This window comes from Metapseudomonas otitidis (assembly GCF_900111835.1).
GTDB lineage: Bacteria > Pseudomonadota > Gammaproteobacteria > Pseudomonadales > Pseudomonadaceae > Metapseudomonas > Metapseudomonas otitidis.
On record NZ_FOJP01000021.1, the window covers coordinates 1 to 18,316 of the forward strand.

General features: G+C 69.7%; 21 protein-coding genes. 11 read left to right on the plus strand and 10 right to left on the minus strand.

Going from position 1 to position 18,316, the window contains the following annotated elements:
* Positions 1-277, plus strand: a 277-nt coding sequence (locus tag BM198_RS24305) for a transposase (RefSeq protein ID WP_139233704.1), incomplete at its 5' end; no start/stop codon positions are given.
* A 325-nt stretch (positions 278-602) separates the two neighbouring features.
* On the opposite strand, the gene ilvA is transcribed toward BM198_RS24305, so the two are convergent.
* The 4 genes from ilvA to BM198_RS24325 form a co-directional block, all read right to left on the minus strand.
* On the minus strand, positions 603-2,117 hold the full coding sequence (gene ilvA, locus BM198_RS24310; RefSeq protein ID WP_074973222.1) for a threonine ammonia-lyase, biosynthetic: 1,515 nt from the start codon (positions 2,115-2,117) through the stop codon (positions 603-605).
* 8 nt (positions 2,118-2,125) lie between these two features.
* On the minus strand, positions 2,126-2,542 hold the full coding sequence (locus tag BM198_RS24315) for a YybH family protein (protein ID WP_044410586.1): 417 nt from the start codon (positions 2,540-2,542) through the stop codon (positions 2,126-2,128).
* A 201-nt stretch (positions 2,543-2,743) separates the two neighbouring features.
* Positions 2,744-3,565 (minus strand): HDOD domain-containing protein, encoded by an 822-nt coding sequence (locus tag BM198_RS24320; RefSeq protein WP_044410589.1) that lies wholly within the window; start codon positions 3,563-3,565, stop codon positions 2,744-2,746.
* A 93-nt stretch (positions 3,566-3,658) separates the two neighbouring features.
* Complete coding sequence (locus BM198_RS24325) at positions 3,659-4,174, minus strand: DUF4345 domain-containing protein (RefSeq protein ID WP_074973096.1); 516 nt, start codon at positions 4,172-4,174, stop codon at positions 3,659-3,661.
* 137 nt (positions 4,175-4,311) lie between these two features.
* Between BM198_RS24325 and BM198_RS24330 the strand changes: the two genes are divergently transcribed.
* The 4 genes from BM198_RS24330 to ypfJ all read left to right on the plus strand — a co-directional run bounded on the left by BM198_RS24330 (position 4,312) and on the right by ypfJ (position 7,103).
* Entirely contained in the window at positions 4,312-4,731 is a 420-nt protein-coding gene (locus BM198_RS24330) for a DUF4136 domain-containing protein (protein ID WP_074973098.1), read from the plus strand.
* A gap of 82 nt (positions 4,732-4,813) precedes the next feature.
* Positions 4,814-5,248, plus strand: a complete 435-nt coding sequence (locus BM198_RS24335; RefSeq protein ID WP_069563630.1) for a DUF411 domain-containing protein — start codon at positions 4,814-4,816, stop codon at positions 5,246-5,248.
* 76 nt (positions 5,249-5,324) lie between these two features.
* On the plus strand, positions 5,325-6,182 hold the full coding sequence (locus tag BM198_RS24340; RefSeq protein ID WP_074973101.1) for a PhzF family phenazine biosynthesis protein: 858 nt from the start codon (positions 5,325-5,327) through the stop codon (positions 6,180-6,182).
* A gap of 66 nt (positions 6,183-6,248) precedes the next feature.
* Positions 6,249-7,103 (plus strand): KPN_02809 family neutral zinc metallopeptidase, encoded by an 855-nt coding sequence (gene ypfJ / locus BM198_RS24345; protein ID WP_074973102.1) that lies wholly within the window; start codon positions 6,249-6,251, stop codon positions 7,101-7,103.
* A gap of 7 nt (positions 7,104-7,110) precedes the next feature.
* On the opposite strand, the gene BM198_RS24350 is transcribed toward ypfJ, so the two are convergent.
* From BM198_RS24350 to BM198_RS24360, 3 genes are all read right to left on the minus strand, one after another.
* Complete coding sequence (locus BM198_RS24350) at positions 7,111-7,740, minus strand: HAD family hydrolase (RefSeq protein ID WP_165670048.1); 630 nt, start codon at positions 7,738-7,740, stop codon at positions 7,111-7,113.
* Entirely contained in the window at positions 7,737-8,606 is an 870-nt protein-coding gene (gene tesB, locus BM198_RS24355) for an acyl-CoA thioesterase II (RefSeq protein ID WP_074973104.1), read from the minus strand. Before tesB ends, BM198_RS24350 begins: the two co-directional genes overlap by 4 nt.
* A gap of 200 nt (positions 8,607-8,806) precedes the next feature.
* Positions 8,807-9,367 (minus strand): GNAT family N-acetyltransferase, encoded by a 561-nt coding sequence (locus tag BM198_RS24360; protein ID WP_074973106.1) that lies wholly within the window; start codon positions 9,365-9,367, stop codon positions 8,807-8,809.
* 65 nt (positions 9,368-9,432) lie between these two features.
* Here BM198_RS24360 and BM198_RS24365 point away from each other — a divergent pair, with 65 nt between their 5' ends.
* The 5 genes from BM198_RS24365 to BM198_RS24390 all read left to right on the plus strand — a co-directional run bounded on the left by BM198_RS24365 (position 9,433) and on the right by BM198_RS24390 (position 14,196).
* Complete coding sequence (locus tag BM198_RS24365; protein WP_074973107.1) at positions 9,433-10,353, plus strand: histone deacetylase family protein; 921 nt, start codon at positions 9,433-9,435, stop codon at positions 10,351-10,353.
* A gap of 355 nt (positions 10,354-10,708) precedes the next feature.
* The gene (locus BM198_RS24375) at positions 10,709-11,941 is read left to right on the plus strand and encodes a TIGR03862 family flavoprotein (RefSeq protein WP_074973111.1); all 1,233 of its coding nucleotides are present in this window, start codon (positions 10,709-10,711) and stop codon (positions 11,939-11,941) included.
* Positions 11,942-12,006: 65 nt separating this feature from the next.
* Complete coding sequence (locus BM198_RS24380; RefSeq protein WP_074973112.1) at positions 12,007-12,618, plus strand: GNAT family N-acetyltransferase; 612 nt, start codon at positions 12,007-12,009, stop codon at positions 12,616-12,618.
* Positions 12,619-12,717: 99 nt separating this feature from the next.
* Entirely contained in the window at positions 12,718-13,725 is a 1,008-nt protein-coding gene (locus tag BM198_RS24385) for a response regulator (RefSeq protein ID WP_044410626.1), read from the plus strand.
* Positions 13,726-13,728: 3 nt separating this feature from the next.
* A complete protein-coding gene (locus BM198_RS24390) occupies positions 13,729-14,196 on the plus strand; it encodes a PAS domain-containing protein (protein WP_044410628.1) in 468 nt (155 codons plus the stop codon).
* A gap of 573 nt (positions 14,197-14,769) precedes the next feature.
* On the opposite strand, the gene BM198_RS24395 is transcribed toward BM198_RS24390, so the two are convergent.
* Together BM198_RS24395 and yedA are read right to left on the minus strand one after the other, a co-directional pair.
* Positions 14,770-16,086 carry an RNA helicase RhlE1 gene (locus tag BM198_RS24395; protein ID WP_069560754.1) on the minus strand — a complete coding sequence of 439 codons (1,317 nt, stop codon included), beginning with the start codon at positions 16,084-16,086 and terminating at the stop codon, positions 14,770-14,772.
* Positions 16,087-16,175: 89 nt separating this feature from the next.
* A complete protein-coding gene (gene yedA / locus BM198_RS24400) occupies positions 16,176-17,072 on the minus strand; it encodes a drug/metabolite exporter YedA (RefSeq protein WP_074973116.1) in 897 nt (298 codons plus the stop codon).
* 157 nt (positions 17,073-17,229) lie between these two features.
* Here yedA and BM198_RS24405 point away from each other — a divergent pair, with 157 nt between their 5' ends.
* Complete coding sequence (locus BM198_RS24405) at positions 17,230-17,748, plus strand: Lrp/AsnC family transcriptional regulator (protein ID WP_044410636.1); 519 nt, start codon at positions 17,230-17,232, stop codon at positions 17,746-17,748.
* Here the strand turns inward: BM198_RS24405 and BM198_RS24410 are convergent.
* Positions 17,712-18,185, minus strand: coding sequence for an NYN domain-containing protein (locus BM198_RS24410; protein WP_044410639.1), 474 nt, complete (start codon positions 18,183-18,185; stop codon positions 17,712-17,714). The genes BM198_RS24405 and BM198_RS24410 overlap by 37 nt on opposite strands.
* Positions 18,186-18,316: the final 131 nt, after the last annotated feature.

Below are 18,316 nucleotides of genomic sequence, written 5' to 3' on the forward strand. Positions count from 1 at the left end.
CGGGCTCAATCCACGGCTGCAGGAATCCGGGAGCTACCGGGGGCAGACACGCATCTCCAAGATGGGCTCATCGCGCCTGAGAGCCGGCCTGTACATGCCCGCGATCAGCGCCCTGACCTACAACGAAGCGATCAGAGCCATGGGCGAACGGCTAAGGGAGCGGGGCAAGACCGGCAAGCAGATCGTCTGCGCAGCGATGCGCAAGCTGCTGAACATCGCCTATGGCGTGCTGAAATCGGGTCAGCCGTTTGACGCAAAACTGGCCCTTGCTCACTAGAAATCAAGACGGTATCTACGCACGCAGCACCGTAGCCCGGGCTTCAGCCCGGGACCGTACCCCCCGGCAAACCCGGACTGAAGTCCGGGCTACGGCTGCAAGCGCCATCGCGGTTGAAACCGCTCCCACGCACCGTGCAATACGCCGGCGGAACAGACCTGGTGGGAGCGAATTCATTCGCGAAAAGCTCCACGGCCAGCACCTTGGACCTTGCCGTGCAACGTAAAAAGCGACGTCCCCCCGTCCGGAATCGAGCCCGCTGCCGCTCCGGGCGGTGGGCTGAAGCGGAACGCCGCCCGGCCCACCCCGCGCTGCGGGTCGAGCGTCAGCGGGCGAACAGGCGGTAGGCGGGGTTGTCGCTTTCGTCCCACCAGGGGTAGCCGATGGCGTCCAGGGCGGCGGGCAGTTGGTGCATCTGTTCCTCCGGCACCTGCAACCCCGCCAGCACGCGGCCGTCGGCGGCGCCGTGGTTGCGGTAGTGGAACAGGCTGATGTTCCAGCGCCCGCCCAGCTTGTCGAGGAAGTTGAACAACGCACCGGGCCGCTCGGGGAATTCGAAGCGCAGCAGGCGCTCGTCCTGCGCGCCCACGGCGCGGCCGCCGACCATGTGGCGGATGTGCAGCTTGGCCAGTTCGTTGTCGGTCAGGTCCAGCACCGGGAAGCCCTGCTGCCGCAGCCCTTCCACCAGTGCCTGGCGCGGGTCGTTGAGCGGGTGGGTCTGCACGCCGACGAACAACCGGGCCTGGTCGCCGTCGTCGTAGCGATAGCTGAATTCGGTGATCTGCCGTTTGCCCAGCGCTTCGCAGAAGGTGCGGAAGCTGCCCGGCCGCTCGGGGATGGTGACGGCGATGATCGCCTCGCGCTGCTCGCCCAGCTCCGCACGCTCGGCCACGTGGCGCAGGCGGTCGAAGTTGACGTTGGCGCCGGAGTCGATGGCCACCAGCACCTGCCCCGTCACGCCCTCGCGCTCGACGTAGCGCTTGATCCCGGCCACGGCCAGGGCGCCGGAGGGCTCGGTGATGGAACGGGTGTCGTCGTAGATGTCCTTGATCGCCGCGCAGATCTCGTCGGTGCTGACGGTGATCACTTCGTCCACGTACTCGCGGCACACCTCGAAGTTGTGCGCGCCGATCTGCGCCACCGCCACGCCGTCGGCGAACAGCCCCACCTGCTCCAGCACCACCCGCTCGCCCGCTACCAGGGCGGCCTGCAGGCAGTTGGAATCGTCCGGTTCGACGCCGATCACCTTCACCTCGGGCCGCAGGTACTTCACGTAGGCGGCGATGCCGGCGATCAGCCCTCCACCGCCCACCGGCACGAAGATGGCGTCGAGCTGGCCGGGCTGCTGGCGCAGGATCTCCATGGCCACGGTGCCCTGCCCGGCGATCACCTCGGGGTCATCGTAGGGCGGGATGAAAGTCAGCCCCTCGGCCTGCACGCGCGCCCAGGCATGGGCCAGGGCCTCGGGGAAGGCATCGCCGTGCAGCACCACCTTGCCGCCCCGGGCCAGCACGCCCTGGACCTTCAGCTCCGGCGTGGTGCGCGGCATGACGATGGTGGCCTCGATGCCCAGCTCGCGGGCCGCCAGGGCCAGGCCCTGGGCGTGGTTGCCGGCGGAGGCGGCGATCACCCCGCGCGCCCGGGCCTCCGGCTCCAGCTGGACGAGGCGGTTGTAGGCGCCACGGATCTTGAAGGAGTAGACCGGCTGCAGGTCCTCGCGCTTGAGCAGCACCCGGTTGCCGAGCCGCTCGGCAAGGCGCGGGGCCGGTTGCAGGGGCGTCTCGATGGCGACGTCGTAGACCGGCGCGCGGAGGATCTTCTGCACGTAGTGCTTGAGCAGGGCCTCGCTCATGGGGTCACCTCCGGGGCGGTGCCGTCCAGCAGGGCGGTGCCGTAGGAGTTATCCACCGCGCAGCGCCAGGCACCGTCCGGCTCCTTGCGGAACACGTAGGTGGCCTTGCGCTCGACGAAGGAGAGGAAGCCATCGGTGGCCCGCCACTGGATGCGCGCGCGGCCCAGCACCAGCGCCGTGTCCGTGGTTTCCATCACCTGCAGGTCGCGCTGGGTCACCCAGAGGCTGTGCTGGAAGTGCGCGGCGATGCCGTCGAAGGCCTGGCGGATGCGCTCGCGCCCCTGGACCTCCAGCCCCGGCCGCACCACCAGCACGGCGTCGTCGGTGTAGAAGTCCATCAGCGCATCGAAGCGCCCGCTGTTGATCAGGTGGTCGGCCCGTTGCACGGCCTCGACGAGGGGGGAAGGGTTCATGCTGTCTCCTGGCTTGGCTGGGACCCTGGAGACAGAAAGAAGAAACCCGCCTCTAGGGCGGGTTTCCGGTCGATGATCGCTAACCCGCCATGATCGGAATGGCGGTAATAATCTGCTGGCGCGGCATCGAGGTGTTCGGGTTCATGGGGTCGGAAACTATTCCAGCCGCCCCCACGGCGTCAAGCACCGGCATGCGTGTGTTCACCCCAGCAGTTCGGCGAACGCCTTGTCCGCCTCCAGCACGGCCGGCAGCGCATTGAACAGCGCCACCAAGTCCACCCCCTCCATCAACGGTCCGTCCAGCGATGCGCGCGCTTCGTCAGTAGCGCCGCCATGGGCCTGCAGGGCTTCGCTGACCAGCACCGCCTGGGCCAGCACGCGCGACAGCTGGGCCTCCGCCGGGGCCTGCATGGGGCGGGCCTGGTAGGCGATGGCCTGCTGGATCACCACCGGCAGTTGCCAGCGGCGCGCCAGCTCGGCGCCGACCTCGGGGTAGCCGAAGCCCAGTTGCAGCGTCTCGTTGGCGGCCCGCCCGGTAGCGCCGCCCTTGCCGCTGTTGAAGCGCTCGGCGAATTCCGGCGCACCGGTCTGGATCAGCAGTTCGCCGATGTCATGCATCATCCCGCAGGTGAAGGCGGTGTCCGGGTCGAGCCCGCGCTGCTTGGCCAGCAGGCGGCTGATGCTGGCCACCTGGAAGCTGTGCAGCCAGAAGCCCTTGAGGTCGAAGCTGGTGGGTGCCTTGAATGCGCCGGTGACAGCCGAGGCCATGACCAGGGTGCGCAGGGTGTTGAAGCCCAGGCGCATGGCCGCGTCCTCGACGCTGGTGGACTCGCGGGCGCCGCGAAACCGGGCGGAGTTGGCCAGGCGCAGCACCTTGGCGGCGATCACCGGGTCCAGCTGGATGTTGCGCGCCACGGCGTCGAGGCTGGACGTGGGGTTGTCGAATTGCTGGATCAGGTCCTGCGCCACCTTGGGGATGCTGGGCAGGGTGTGGAGCTGGGCGAACAGCGTTTCTATATCCATGGGAGCACCTCACTCATCGGCGTGTAAGCCAAAGGATAGGCACTTTTCCGTGACCTGCCCGGCGAACCGGAAAAGCCGCCTCGGAGGCTCTGTTCAGCGCTCTCCAGGCGCGCCGGGCGCTATTTCCGGGAGCCCCTGCGCCGGTGTGTCGCGGCCTTCGCCCCGGCGCGGCGGCGGCACCGGATCATCATCCAGATCGCCGTTCGTCGGCAAGTCCGGCAGCGGTGGCCGGGCGAGGCGCGACAGGGCGAACGCCGCCAGCAGGGCGCTGGCGAGCTTGTAGGCCAGGCCGTTGAAATCGAACGCAGGCAGCGCCGCATCGTCCAGCCACAACGCCCCCAGGCGCGCCAGGGCCAGGCAGCCCTGCATCAGCATCAGCAGCACCAATGCGGCGCGCACCCGCTCGCGTTCACGCAATGCCCACAGCAGGAACAGCGCCAGGCCGATCTGCAGGCCGCCGTAGTAGACGCGCACGTTGCTCACCGAGGCCGTCTCCATCAGCAGCATGCCGTTGAGGTTGGCCATCTCGTAGGGACGGAACCAGTACGCCAGCCCGAAGCCGGCGAATACCAGCACCTGGATCACCAGGATCACGCGGGCCAGCCGCATCGCCTTGTCCTCTTGCGGTAACGGAATGAGCAACAGACCCGGCCCCCGCCGAATCGTTCGGCCAACCCATCGGACGGTGCCGGGCCAGACGGGCCGGGACTAGGCTGCGGACAGTCCAGCCACCCGAGGAGACACCCATGCTGCCCCCGCGCCAGAGCCTGCCGTTGCTCGCCATGCTGCTCGGGGCCAGCCTCGCCCCCACGGCAGAAGGCGGTGGCGACACGCCCCCGGCGGCAGCTCCGGCAACCTTCAGCGTGCGCGGCAGCCTGGCCCCGGACCAGGCCGCCTTCGGCCAGCGCCTGGACAACGCCGTGCACAAGGCCATGGATGCCAAGGGCTACCGCTACCGCGAGCAGGAAGGCGACCTGGCGCTGTGCTACGGCCTGCCGGGGCCGCAGGAGGGTGACGGCTTCAGTCTGCGGGTGTTCGACGGCTTCGACGAGCGGCTGCTCTACGAGGCCCGCGCCGGCCAGCCCCTGGACAACCTGGCGCAGACCGAGCTGGACCAGGCCATCGCCCTGCTGCTGCAGGACTTCCCCCTCCGGCGCGTGGGCTGAACGGCACATCCGGTAACAGCCTTGGCGCGCGCCACGGCCCGCATGGCGCTAAGCTCCGCCGATTTCCGCCAGGAGAACTCCCATGCGCCTCTACCTGCTCCCCCTGCTCGTTGCCCCGCTGTTCGCCCAGGCCGCCGATCCGGTCACCCTGGACGTCTACCGCGACCCCAACTGCGGCTGCTGCAAGGCCTGGATCAGCCACCTGCGTGACAACGGCCTGCAGGTCAACGACCACGTGGAAAACGACATGGCCGCGGTCAAGGAGCGCCTCGGCGTGCCCCACCGCCTGGGCTCGTGCCACACCGGCGTGATCGACGGCAAGTTCGTCGAGGGCCACGTGCCCGCCCGCGACGTGCTGCGCCTGCGCGAGCGCGCCGACCTGATCGGCGCCGCCGTGCCCGGCATGCCCATCGGCTCCCCGGGCATGGAGATGGGCGACCGCCAGGACGCCTACCAGGTGGTCGGCCTCGACAGCCAGGGGCGCGAGAGCGTGCTGGCGGAATATCCGGCACACTGATCGCCACTTATCCAAAATGGCGGCCGCTCCTAGAGGTGTACTTGGGGCGGCCGTCTGCATTTAAGGAGCAGGAAAAATGGAGTACTGGCAGGTCGATGTATTCGCCGAACGGGTGCTGGCCGGCAACGGGCTGGCGGTGTTCGCCGATGCGCGGGGGCTTTCCGGCGAGGCGATGCAGGCACTCACCCGGGAGCTGCGGCAGTTCGAGTCGATCTTCCTCGCGCCCGGTGCCGAGGCCGACCTGTTCTCCGCGCGCATCTTCACCCTGGAAGAAGAGCTGCCCTTCGCCGGCCACCCGCTCCTCGGCGCCGCCGCCCTGCTCCACCACCTGCATGCCCGCACCGACAGCGCCACCTGGCGCCTGCGCCTGGGCGAACGCGACGTGCCGCTGACGACCCGCCGCCAGGCCGGCGGCGGCTACCACGCGGAGATGGACCAGGGCCCGGCCCGGTTCGGCCAGGAACTGGACGCCACGGCCGCCGACGCCTTCGCCGCTGCCTTCAGCAGCCAGTGGGATCGCCGTTATCCGCCCCGGGTGGTCAGCACCGGCCTGCCCTACCTGCTGCTGCCGGTGACCGCCGACGGCCTCGCCAACGCCCGCCAGCAGCGCCTGCTGGACGACGACCTGGTGGCCATCGGCGCGGCCTTCGTGTTCCTCATCGACGTGGACGCCCGCGAAGGCCGCACCTGGGACCCGGCCGGCCTGGTGGAAGACATCGCCACCGGCAGCGCCGCCGGCCCGGTCGCCGCCTGGCTGGTGGAGCGCGGCCTGGCGCCTCGGGGCCAGCCCTTCGCCCTCGCCCAGGGGCGCTTCCTGCAGCGCCCCAGCCGCCTGGAAGTTCGCGTCGAGGCCGACGGCCACGTGCATGTCGGCGGCGGCGTGCACCTGCTGGCCCGCGCCACCCTGCTGCCGGCTCCCGAAACGCTGGCCTGACGACCGACCTGGCGTTCACGGCGCCGGGCGACAAGACTTGGGCGTTTGACGGCAGCGGAGGCAACGATGCGTTGGCAGCGCGCAAGACGCAGCGACAACCTGGTGGACGCCCGCCGCAGCGGCCTGCCCGGCAAGGGCCTGGGCCTCGGCGGGCTGGCCCTGGTGGTGGTGGTCGGCCTGCTGCTGGGGGAAGACCCGCTGACCATCCTCGACCAGGTGGCGCGCCAGGCCTCGGTGGCCACCGCGCCGCCCCACAGCGGTGCACCGGTGGGCGACGACCAGGAGGTGGAGTTCGTCCGCGCAGTGCTCGGCGACACCGAGGACACCTGGCAGGCGCTGTTCCAGCAGGCCGGACGCAGCTACCCGGAGCCGCGTCTGGTGCTGTTCAGCGGCGCGGTGGAGTCCGCCTGCGGCCACGCCAGTTCGGCAGTGGGTCCGTTCTATTGCCCCGGTGATCGCCAGGTGTACCTGGACCTGGATTTCTTCCGCGAGATGAGCCAGCGCTTCTCCGCCGCCGGCGACTTCGCCCAGGCCTACGTCATCGCCCACGAGGTGGGCCACCACGTGCAGACCGTGCTGGGCCTGACCGCCCGCCTCGACGAGGCGCGCCGCCGGGGCGCACGGCTGGAGGGCGCGAACGGCTTGCTGGTACGCCAGGAACTGCAAGCCGACTGCCTGGCCGGGGTCTGGGCGCACCACGCGCAGAAGCGCCTGCAATGGCTGGAGCCGGGTGATGTCGAGGAAGCCCTCAACGCCGCCAGCGCCATCGGCGACGACCGCCTGCAACGCCAGGCGCGGGGCCAGGTCCGCCCCGATGCCTTCACCCACGGCACCTCGGAGCAGCGGATGCGCTGGTTCACGGCCGGTTTCGAGAGCGGCCAGGTGAAGCGCTGCGACACCTTCGCGGCACAGCGCCTCTAGGGCCTGATCAGCGCGCGGGAAGCGTCTCGGCCCGCAACAGGTCGAGCATCGCCACGCAATCGGGCAGGTGCCAATCGGCCAGTTCCGGCCAGGGGTTCTCCGGCAGGTTGACCAGCACCGTAGCGGCACCGGCCGCACGGCCGCAGTCCAGGTCGAAGCGGTAGTCCCCCACCATCACCAGCTCCTCCGGTGCCACCGTCCACTGCTCGGCCAGGTGCAGCAGCCCGCCCGGGTGGGGCTTGGGCGGCGCCTCGTCGCGGCCGAGGATGTCGGCGTGGGCGAAGCAGTCATCCAGGCCGATGGCCTGCAGGGTCAGCAGCGCCAGCTCGCGGGCATTGCGGGTGAGAATGCCCAGGCGCACGCCCTGCTCGTGCAGGGCCCGCACCAGCGGGACCGCGCCGGTGGCCGGGCGCGAGGCCAGGGCCAGTTCGCGCTCGTGCTCCAGCAGCCAGGCGTGCTTGGCGCGGGACTCGGCCTCCGGCAGGGCGGCCAGGTGATGGAGGATGTCGTCCTCCGGGGGGATGTCCAGCGCCCGGCGGATGGCGGCGAAGTCATGCACGGCCACCGTCAGGGTGCCGTCCATGTCGAACACCCAGTGCCGGTAGCTGGCCAGCGGCCGCGCCTGGCGGGCGTTCACTTCCAGTCCTCGCGCAGGCGGGTCAGGCCTTCCTGGGCCACCGAGGCCACCAGCTGCCCGGCGCGGTTGAAGATGCTGCCACGGGAGAACCCGCGGGAATTGCCGGACCAGGGGCTGTCCATGGCGTAGAGCAGCCAGTCGTCGGCGCGCAGGTCGCGGTGGAACCACAGCGCGTGGTCGAGGCTGGCCACCTGCATGAACTTCTGCCACACCGAAACCCCGTGGGGCAGCATGGCGGTGGTCAGCAGGCCGAAGTCCGAGGCGTAGGCGAGGATGTACTTGTGCAACGCGGCGATGTCCGGCAGCGAGCCATCGGCGCGGAACCAGACGTGCTTGACCGGCTCGCCGGGCTTGGGGTCGTAGGGGTTGTTGGCGCTGACCGGGCGGATCTCGATGGGCTTGGCGCAGAGGAACTTGTCACGCACCCGCTCGGACAGCAGGTGCGCATTGCGCTTGGTCAGCTCCAGCTCGCTCGGCAGGTTCTCCGGGCCCGGTACGTCGGGCATGGTGATCTGGTGCTCGAAGCCGCCCTCGTCCTGCTGGAAGGACGCGCTGCAGGTGAAGATCTGCTGGCCCTTCTGGATCGCCGTGACCCGGCGGGTGCTGAAGCTGCCGCCGTCGCGCACCCGCTCCACCGAGTAGACCACCGGCAGGCTGGCGTCGCCGGGGCGCAGGAAGTAGCCATGCAGCGAGTGCACATGGCGCTCCGGCTCCACCGTCTGGCTCGCCGCCGACAGCGACTGGCCCAGCACCTGGCCGCCGAACAGCTGGCGGAAGCCGAGGTCCTGGCTGACGCCACGGAACAGGTTCTCCTCGATGGATTCGAGGCTCAGCAGGGCGACCAGTTCGTCGAGCACCTGGGTCATGGGGTTCTCCTCAGCAAGGCACGCCGCCGCATCGGCCGTGCGGCGGTCTTCATCGTTCGGGGTGGGCCGAGCAGCGCGGCCGGGGGCAAATGATAAAGGTTCGGCCGCTCCGGGTTGAGGGAAAACATCGGGGATGTTCACGCCATTTCAGCGGGTGCCCCGTGCAAGCTCCATAGAGGCGACCGGCGGCACGCCCGCCCTCAGCGTCGCGCCGCCCAGTCCGCCTGACTGATGCGGTACAGCACGTGGCGCCTCAGGGGGTGACCCTCCGGCAGGCGCGGGTGCTCGAAGTCCCCCGCCTCGTCGCGGCGCATGCCCAGCCGCTGCATGAGCGTCCAGGACGGCTGGTTGGCCGGCACGGTGAAGGCCACCACCTCCTCCAGCCCCAGGGTGGCGAAGGCGAAGTCCAGCACCGCGCCTGCCGCCTCGCCGGCCAGCCCCTGGCCCCAGAAGCGCGGCAGCAGGCGCCAGCCGATCTCCACCGCCGGGGTGAAGGGTGCCTCGAAGCCCACGTGCAGCAACGCCAGCATGCCGACGAAGGCGCCATCGCTGCGCTGCTCCACCACCCAGTGGCCGAAGCCATGGGCCTCGACGTGCTCGCCCAGGCGCGCGGCCAGGGCGTCGCTTTCCGTGCGGTCCAGGCAGGCGGGGAAATGGTGCATCACTGCCGGGTCGGCGTTCAGTGCGGCAAAGGCCGGGGCGTCATCGTCGCGCCAGGGGCGCAGGCGCAGCCGGGGTGTCAGCAACTCGGGGGCGGGCATGGGCTTTCTCGGGCCGGGGCAAAGGCGCCTATCATACGGCCGCGCCCCGCCACGAGAACCCGCCGATGGACCTGCCGCTGGTCTACCACGACGACTACAGCCCGCCCCTCCCGCCGGAACACCGCTTCCCCATGGAGAAGTTCCGCCTGCTGTACCAGCACCTGGTGGCCAGCGGCATCGCCACCGACGCCACCCTGCACCGCCCGGCCCTGTGCCCGCCGGAGGTGCTGGCCCTGGCCCATTGCCCGGACTACATCGCCCGCTACCTGCAGGGCGAGCTGGCCCGGGAGGACCAGCGCCGCCTCGGCCTGCCCTGGAGCGAAGCCCTGGCCCGGCGCACCGTGCGCGCGGTGGGCGGCTCGCTGCTGGCGGCGGAGCTGGCCCTGGAACATGGCCTGGCCTGCCACCTGGCCGGCGGCACCCACCACGCCCACTACGACTTCCCCTCGGGCTTCTGCATCTTCAACGACCTGGCGGTGATCAGCCGCTACCTGCTGGAGGCCGGGCGGGTCGGCCGGGTGCTGATCTTCGACTGCGACGTGCACCAGGGCGACGGCACCGCCCGCATCCTGGCCGACACCCCGGAGGCCATCACCGTCTCGCTGCACTGCGAAAAGAACTTCCCCGCACGCAAGGCCGAGAGCGACTGGGACATCCCCCTGCCCATGGGCCTGGCCGACGACGGCTACCTGCAGGTGGTGGACGACGCGCTGAACTACCTGCTGCCGCTCTACCAGCCGGACCTGGTGATCTACGACGCCGGTGTCGACGTGCACAAGGACGACGCCCTGGGCTACCTGCAGCTCACCGACGCGGGCCTGGCCCGGCGCGACGAAGCGGTGATGCGCCACTGCCTGGGCCGCGACATCCCGGTGGTGGGTGTGATCGGCGGCGGCTACGACAAGGACCGCGCCGCCCTCGCCCGCCGCCACGGCATCCTGCACCACAGCGCCGCGCGGGTGTGGCGGAGCGAGGGCCTCGCATAGGGTCCTGGGCACCCGTCCGGGTGGCCATGGAGGCTTCGTGATGATCTTCCTGGTCGGCATCCTCGCCGCCATCGCCATCCCGGCCTACCAGCAGTACGTCCAGCGGGCCAAGGCGCCCAGGCCGCACGCCTCGAACAGCAACACGCCCAACCCCAGGCCGAACCTCAGTTGCAGCAGCGCTAAGCCACCAGGCGCCACCCACAGCGTGGGGCCGACAACGCGCTGGCTGACAGCTCCGCATTCCAGCCTTCATAGGAGGGACACGCCGTGTGCGGCATTGCAGCCAGTGACGAGCGGCAACCACTTACTCCACCCCTGCTAGAATGCGCGCCACTCCAACCAGCCCCTGCCTTTCATGACCCAGCCCCTCCCCTGCGTCGCCGTTGTCGGCGGCGGCCCTGCCGGCCTGATGGCCGCTGAAGTCCTGGCCCGTGCCGGTGTACGTGTCGATCTCTACGACGCCATGCCCTCGGTGGGGCGCAAGTTCCTGTTGGCCGGTGTTGGCGGGATGAACATCACCCACTCCGAGCCGCTGGCCCCCTTCCTGGGGCGTTATGGCGAGCGACGGGACGAAGTGGCCGCCCTGCTGGAAGGGTTCGATGCCGAGGCGTTGCGGGGGTGGATCCATGGCCTGGGGATCGACACCTTCGTCGGGACGTCCGGGCGGGTGTTCCCCACGGACATGAAGGCCGCGCCGCTGCTGCGGGCCTGGCTCAAGCGCCTGCGCGAGCTGGGGGTACAGGTCCACACCCGGCACCGCTGGCTCGGCTGGGCCGAGGGCGGTGCGCTGCGCCTAGCCACGCCGGACGGGGAAGTCCGCGTCGAGGCCAGCGCCTGCCTGCTGGCCCTGGGGGGCGGCAGCTGGGCACGGCTGGGTTCGGACGGGGCCTGGGTGCCGTTGCTGGAGGCCCGTGGCGTGCCGGTGCGGCGCCTGCAGCCGAGCAATTGTGGTTTCGAGGTGGCGGGCTGGAGCGCGCTGCTGAAGGAGAAGTTCGCCGGCGCGCCGATCAAGCCGGTGGCCATGGCCCTGGACGACACGCCGCCGCGCCAGGGCGAATTCGTGCTCACCGAGCAGGGCGTCGAGGGCAGCCTGGTCTATGCCCTGTCTGCCGCGATCCGCGAGCGCATCAACCGGGATGGCCAGGCCACGGTGTACCTCGACCTGCTGCCCAACCTGCCTGTGGAAAAAGTCCGTGCCGCCCTCGCCCGCCCCCGGGGTTCGCGCTCCATGGCCAAGCACCTGCACAGCCAGCTGGGCCTGGACGGCGCCCGTTCCGGCCTGCTGCGGGAGCTGTCCGGCCAAGCGGATTTCCAGGACCCGGCGCGCCTGGCCGCCGTGATCAAGCGCCTGCCCCTCACCCTGGTGCGCCCGCGCCCGCTGGACGAGGCCATCAGCTCCGCCGGCGGCGTGCCGTTCGAGGCGCTGACCGAGGGCCTGATGCTGAAGGACCTGCCCGGGGTCTTCTGCGCCGGGGAGATGCTCGACTGGGAGGCCCCCACCGGCGGCTACCTGCTCACCGCCTGCTTCGCCAGCGGCCGGCGTGCTGGCCTCGGCATGCTGGACTGGCTGGGGATCGACGCACCGTGACGGCCACTTGGAAAACGGAACCATCGTGCTAGATTTCGCCTCTCCCCCGCGCAGTCGAAGTCACCATGCCGTTGATCTTCCGCCCCGCCGTCGCCGCTGATGCCCCCGCCATTGCCCCGCTGGTCTACCGCTCGGGCCCGGCCGCCTTCGACTACGCCTTCAGCCACGGCAAGCGCCACGCGCTCGACTTCCTGCGCTGGACGCTGGCCCGCCCGGCCGGAGAGTTCGGCCATGACCTGCACTGGGTCGGCGAGCTGGACGGGCGCATCGTCGCCACCGGCGCGGCCTTCAGCGGCGCCCGCAACCTCGCCAACAGCCTGGCGGCGCTGGGCCAGATCCTCGGCTTCTACCACCTCGGCGCCCCGGCGGTGATCCGCCGGGGCCTGCAGCTGGAGCAGGTGATCCAGCCGCCACCGCGCGACGCCTGCTACCTCGCCCACCTGGGCGTGGCCGACGACCTCACCGGCCAGGGCATCGGCCGCCAGTTGATCGACCACCTGCTGCACCTGGGCCGCCTGGAGGGCCACCACCGCGCGGCGCTGGATGTTTCCGCCGCCAATCCCCGCGCTCAGGCGCTGTACGAACGCCTGGGCTTTCGGGTGATGCTGGAGCGCCCGTCCGGCGTGCCCGGCATCGCTGCCCACCGCTTCATGGTACGCCCCCTCGACGCGCGCTGAAGAACACCCCACAGAGAAGGTGCAAGACGGCTTCCGGGGCGCTCCTCACAGCGTCTATGCTTGCTTTCACCTCCCAGCAGTCCACGGCGGAACCGCTCAGTGATCCCCCTTCTCGTCTGCGACGACTCGATGATGGCGCGCAAGCAATTGATCCGCGCGCTGCCCCCGGAATGGCCGGTGTCCATCACCCAGGCCAACCACGGGGAAGAAGCCATGGCCGCGATCCGCCAGGGCCTCGGCCTGGTGGTGCTGCTCGACCTGACGATGCCGGTGATGGACGGCTACCAGGTACTCGCCCAGCTCCGCGCCGAGGGCCTCAAGGCCCGCGTGGTGGTGGTGTCCGGCGACATCCAGGACGAAGCCCAGCGCCGGGTGATGGAACTCGGCGCGCTGGCCTTCATCAAGAAGCCCGCTGACCCCGACGAACTGCGCGCCACCCTGTTGCGCCTGGGGCTGATGCGCCCCCCGGCCGACGACGCCCCGCCGGTGGACCTGCCGCCCCGCGAAGAGCTGTCGCTGAAGGTCAACTTCCGCGACGCCCTGCGCGAGGTGACCAACGTCGCCATGGGCCGCGCCGCCGCGCTGCTGGCCAAGGTGCTCGGGGTGTTCGTGCAGTTGCCGGTGCCCAACGTGAACATCTTCGAAGTCAGTGAACTGCACATGACCCTGGCCGACGCCCAGCGCGGCGAGCGGCTGAGTGCGGTGTGCCAGGGCTTCATCGGCGACGCCATCGCCGGCGAGGCGCTGCTGCTGTTCCACGACTCGGAGATCGCCGACATGGCGCGCCTGCTGCGCTGGCAGCCGGCGGACGACAACGAGACCTCGGAGATGCTGCTGGACCTCGCCAGCATCCTCATCGGCGCCTGCCTGGCGGGCATCGCCGAGCAGATCGACGTGCGCTTCTCCCAGGGCCACCCGCAACTGCTGGGCCAGCACGCCTCCATCGAGCGGCTGATCCAGCTCAACCGCAGCCGCTGGAAGAAGACCCTGGCGGTGGAGATCAGCTACAGCCTGGAGGGCCACGACATCCACTTCGACCTGCTGGTGCTGTTCACCGAAGAGGCCATCCCGCGCCTCACCCACAAGATCCGCTACCTGATGGACTAACCCATGCCGGCACAGATCGATATCAAGGAAATCCACTGGCTGCTGGACATCGTCCAATGCATCGACGTCGGCGTGGTGGTGGTGGACCGCCAGTACCGCGTCGAGGTGTGGAACAGCTTCATGGAGAACCACTCCGGCCTCGGCCCCGACGAGGTCCACGGCAAGCCGCTGTTCGAGCTGTTCGCCGAGATCGACGAGACCTGGCTGCGGCGCAAGGTGGACAGCGTGGTGCAACTGGGCACCCGGGCCTTCAGCCTGTGGGAACAACGCCCGTACCTGATGCGCTTCGACAACTACCAGCCGATCACCGGCGAGGAGGCCTTCATGTACCAGAACGTCACCCTGCTCCCCCTGGGGGGCGCCAACGGCCAGGTGGACCACCTGTGCATCGTCATCTACGACGTCACCGAAGTGGCCCGCTACAAGCTGCAGGCGGCTGCCCTGCGTGCCGGCAAGGGCGGCGAGCCCTGAGCCCGACTATTCACAGAACCTGTGGATAACCTTGTGGACAGCGAGTGGATGCCGAGCCCGGCCCCAGCAGGGGCCGGCCCCCGCCCGAACTGATCATTTTTCGTACAAATCCGAAACCACGGAATCGCCTGCCGGCTAACAGATCAACCGGCTCCAGGCAAGCCTGCAGCTGCCCACAAAAACTGTGGAGGAGCCTGTGGACAACTCGTACAGAACTGCATGAAAGCCCCATGAATACTGGCGCCCCAGCCAGCGAGCAGAATTCGTACAGCACACGGAAAAGGGAAATTTCCCTGGGGATTGTCGACGAACCGGCGCCTGCCATCAGACGCGGGAAAAGGCAATACCCGCCGTCGCGTTTCAACGCCGCGAACTAGAGCGGCGGGATGCCGCAGGGGGCGTTTTCTGCCCCCATTTCCTGTGGAACGGATTGTGGATAACTCGTGGAAAGGCCAGGCGGAGCCAGGCACGGCGGGGGCTGGAGCGGGTTGATCGGTTATTGAGCAGCGCGCTCAAATTCCAATTGGCGATAACGCAATACTCCGGCGAACCGGGGTACTACGCCGAAGCGGGTCAGCCCTTCTTGCCACGGGAGAAGCCGGGGCTCTTGCGCACCGCCTTGACCTTGGGCTTCTCGCTGTCGATCCAGTTGCCCAGGCGCGCGGGCTTGCCACCGGCCGCCGGCTCCTTCGGCTTCTTGGGTTTCTTCGGCTTCTTCAGGATGGCGCCGCTGGCGTCGGTGACCGGCACCCGGTGGTCCGGCTCGAACCCTGGCTCCTCGCGGCGCTCCAGGGTCTGGCGGATCAGCACCTCGATGGCCGAGAGCAGCTCCACCTCGTCGGCGCACACCAGCGACACCGCCTCACCGGTGGCCCCGGCACGCCCGGTGCGGCCGATGCGGTGGACGTAGTCCTCGGCGACGATGGGCAGGTCCAGGTTCACCACCTGGGGCAGGTCGTGGATATCCAGGCCACGGGCCGCCACGTCGGTGGCCACCAGCACGTCCACCTCCCCGGCCTTGAACCGCTCCAGGGCCCGCAGGCGCGAGGGCTGGGGCTTGTCGCCGTGGATCGAATCGGCGGCGATGCCGCGCGCGTGCAGCACCTCCACCAACTGGTCGACGCCCTTGCGGGTCTTGGCGAACACCAGCACCTGGCGCCAGCGGTGCTGCTCCAGCAGGTGCAGGAAGAGTTCGGTCTTGCGCTTCTTGTCCACCGGCACCAGCCACTGGCGCACGCTGCGGGCCGCCGCGTTGCGCGGGCTGACCTCGATGCTCAGCGGGTCACGCAGCAGGTGGCGGGCCATCTGGCGGATGGCGTCGGAGAAGGTGGCGGAGAACAGCAGGGTCTGCCGGCGGCGCGGCAGGGCGACGAACAGCTCATCCAGCTCACGGGCGAAGCCCAGGTCGAGCATGCGGTCGGCCTCGTCCAGCACCAGCGCCTGCAGCTGGCTGAACTTCACCGCGTTCTGCCGGTACAGGTCGAGCAGGCGGCCCGGGGTGGCCACCAGCAGGTCGATGCCCTTGCGCAGCTTCATCATCTGCGGGTTGATGCTGACCCCGCCGTACACCGCGTAGGTGCGCAGGGGCAGGTGCTGGCCGTAGGCCTGGAGGCTCTGGTGGACCTGCTCGGCCAGCTCGCGGGTGGGCACCAGCACTAGGGCGCGCACCGAGTTGGCCGCCACCTGGGGGCCTTCCTGGGTGAGCTTCTGCAGCAGCGGCAGGGCGAAGCCGGCGGTCTTGCCGGTGCCGGTCTGGGCCGCGGCCATCAGGTCGCGCCCCTTGAGCACGGCGGGTATCGCCTCGGCCTGGACCGGTGAAGGGGTCTGGTAGCCGAGCCCGTCGAGGGCGCGCAGCAGGGGTTCGATCAGGCCAAGGGATGCAAAGGTCATGGAAAACAGCCGGCAGGATGGAAAGCCGACATTCTAGGGCCTTGCGGCCTCGCCGGCACGCTGGGCTGGCGCCCGGCGTGCCACAGCACTCAGGCCCGCGCGCTGGCGCGGGACGGACGCCACTGGGGCAGGCCGATGAGCACCACCGCGCTGATGATCACCAGCATCGCCAACCCCTCCTCGGCGCCGATGTGCTCGCCGGCGAAGCTCACCCCCAGCAGCACCGCCACCATCGGGTTGACGTAGGCGTAGCTGGTGGCCGCTGCCGGGCGCACGTGCTTGAGCAGGTAGAGGTAGGCGCTGAAGGCGATGATCGAGCCAAACACCACCAGGTAGGCCAGTGCTCCCCAGCCGGCCGGCGTGGGCAGGCTGGTCATGCGCTCGCCGCTCAGCGCGCTGCCCAGCAACAGGGCGACGCCACCGGCGAGCATCTCCACCGCGCTGGCCATGGGGCCGGCGGGCAGCGGCAGTTGCTTGCTCCACATCGAGCCGAAGGACCAGCTGGCGGCCGCAAAGAGGATCAGCGCCGCCCCCAGGGGGCTCGCCTGCAGGTTGGAGCCCAGGTTGAGCAGGGCAATGCCCGCCAGGCCCAGGGCGATACCGGCCCATTCCAGGCCGCTGGTGCGCTGGCCCCAGATCAGCCCGAACACCAGGGCGAACAGCGGCACCGTCGCCACCGCCAGCGCCGCCACACCGGAGGCCACGCCCAGGTGCTCGGCCAGGGTCACGCCACCGTTGCCGCAGCTCAGCAGCAGCACACCGATCACCGCGCCGGCCTTCCACTCGCGCCGGCTCGGCATCGGCGCACCGCGCCAGCGCAGCCAGGCGAACAGCAGCCCACCGGCGATGACGAAGCGTACGCCGGCCATCAGCAGCGGCGGCCAGGACTCCACGCCAATGCGGATGGCCAGGTAGGTGGAGCCCCAGATGACGTAGAGGGCGAAGAAGGAGGCGATCAGCAACAGCGGCGATGCGCGCGAAGACATGGCAGTACTCGTCGTTCCGATGACAGGGCCACCTATTCTATGCAAGGCTCTAGCGCCCCAATAAGAAGACAAACCTTCTTGTATGGGGCATGAACCTTTGAAAAAAAGGCAATTGCGTCTATCGGCCTTGTTTTCCACAGAAGCACCCGGAGCCCCCATGGACAAATACGACCGCCTGCTGCTCGCCGCCCTGATGGAGAACGGCCGCGCCACCTTCGCCGAGCTGGGCCGGCGGGTGAACCTCTCCGCCCCCGCCGTCGCGGACCGGGTGGCCAAGCTGGAAAGCGCCGGGGTGATCACCGGCTACCACGCCTCGGTGGACCTGGCGAAGGTCGGCCTGCCCATCGAGTGCGTCATCGAACTGCGCCTGACCGACCACGAATCCAAGCGCACCCTCGAAGCCCTGGCGCGCATCCCGCAGATCGCCCTGTGCCACCGCATCACCGGGGATGCCTGCGTGCTGATGAAGGCTGCCGTGGCCTCGATGCCGGAGCTGCAGGATCTGCTCGACCACCTCAGCCAGTACGGCGCCAGCAAGACCTCGCTGATCCTCTCCACCCCGTTCGAGCAGCGCATCCCCGCGCCCCTGCAGGTGCAGGCACCCCGTGCCGAACCGACCCGGCGCAAGGCGGCGGAGGCTCAGCGCAGCAGCAAGTCGCCGTCGATCGGCACGTAGTGGCTGGCGGCGCGCACCAGTGACTGCGCGGTGAGGCCGGGCACGCCATAGGCGACGGCCTCCAGGCCACGGCTGCGGACGCGCTCCAGCAACAGGTCGAAGTCGCCATCACCGGAGGCGAGCACGATGCAGTCCGCCCTGTCGCAGGCGTCCAGCACGTCGATGGTGATGCCCACGTCCCAGTCGCCCTTGGCCGAGCCGTCGGCGCGCTGGATGAAGGGCTTGAGGCGGACCTGGAAGCCCAGGTTGCGGAGGATCTGCTGGAACTGCCGCTGGCGCGGGTCGCCACGGTCGATGGCGTAGGCGGTGGCCTCCACCAGGCAGCCCTGCTCCGACAGGCTGCGCCACAGGGCGCCGTAGTTGAAGTGGCAGCCGTAGACGTGGCGCACCGTGTAGTAGAGGTTCTGCACATCGGCGAACAGGGCGATCTTCTTCACGGGGAACCTCGGTGAACAGCGGCAAGGGCGGCAGTATGCCAGCCCCCGGCGCCCTCGCGCCTGCCGAGTTGCCACCAGCCTGTGCACCGGGGGCTGACGGCACCCATAGGCGCGGGCAGAATCGCCCCTCT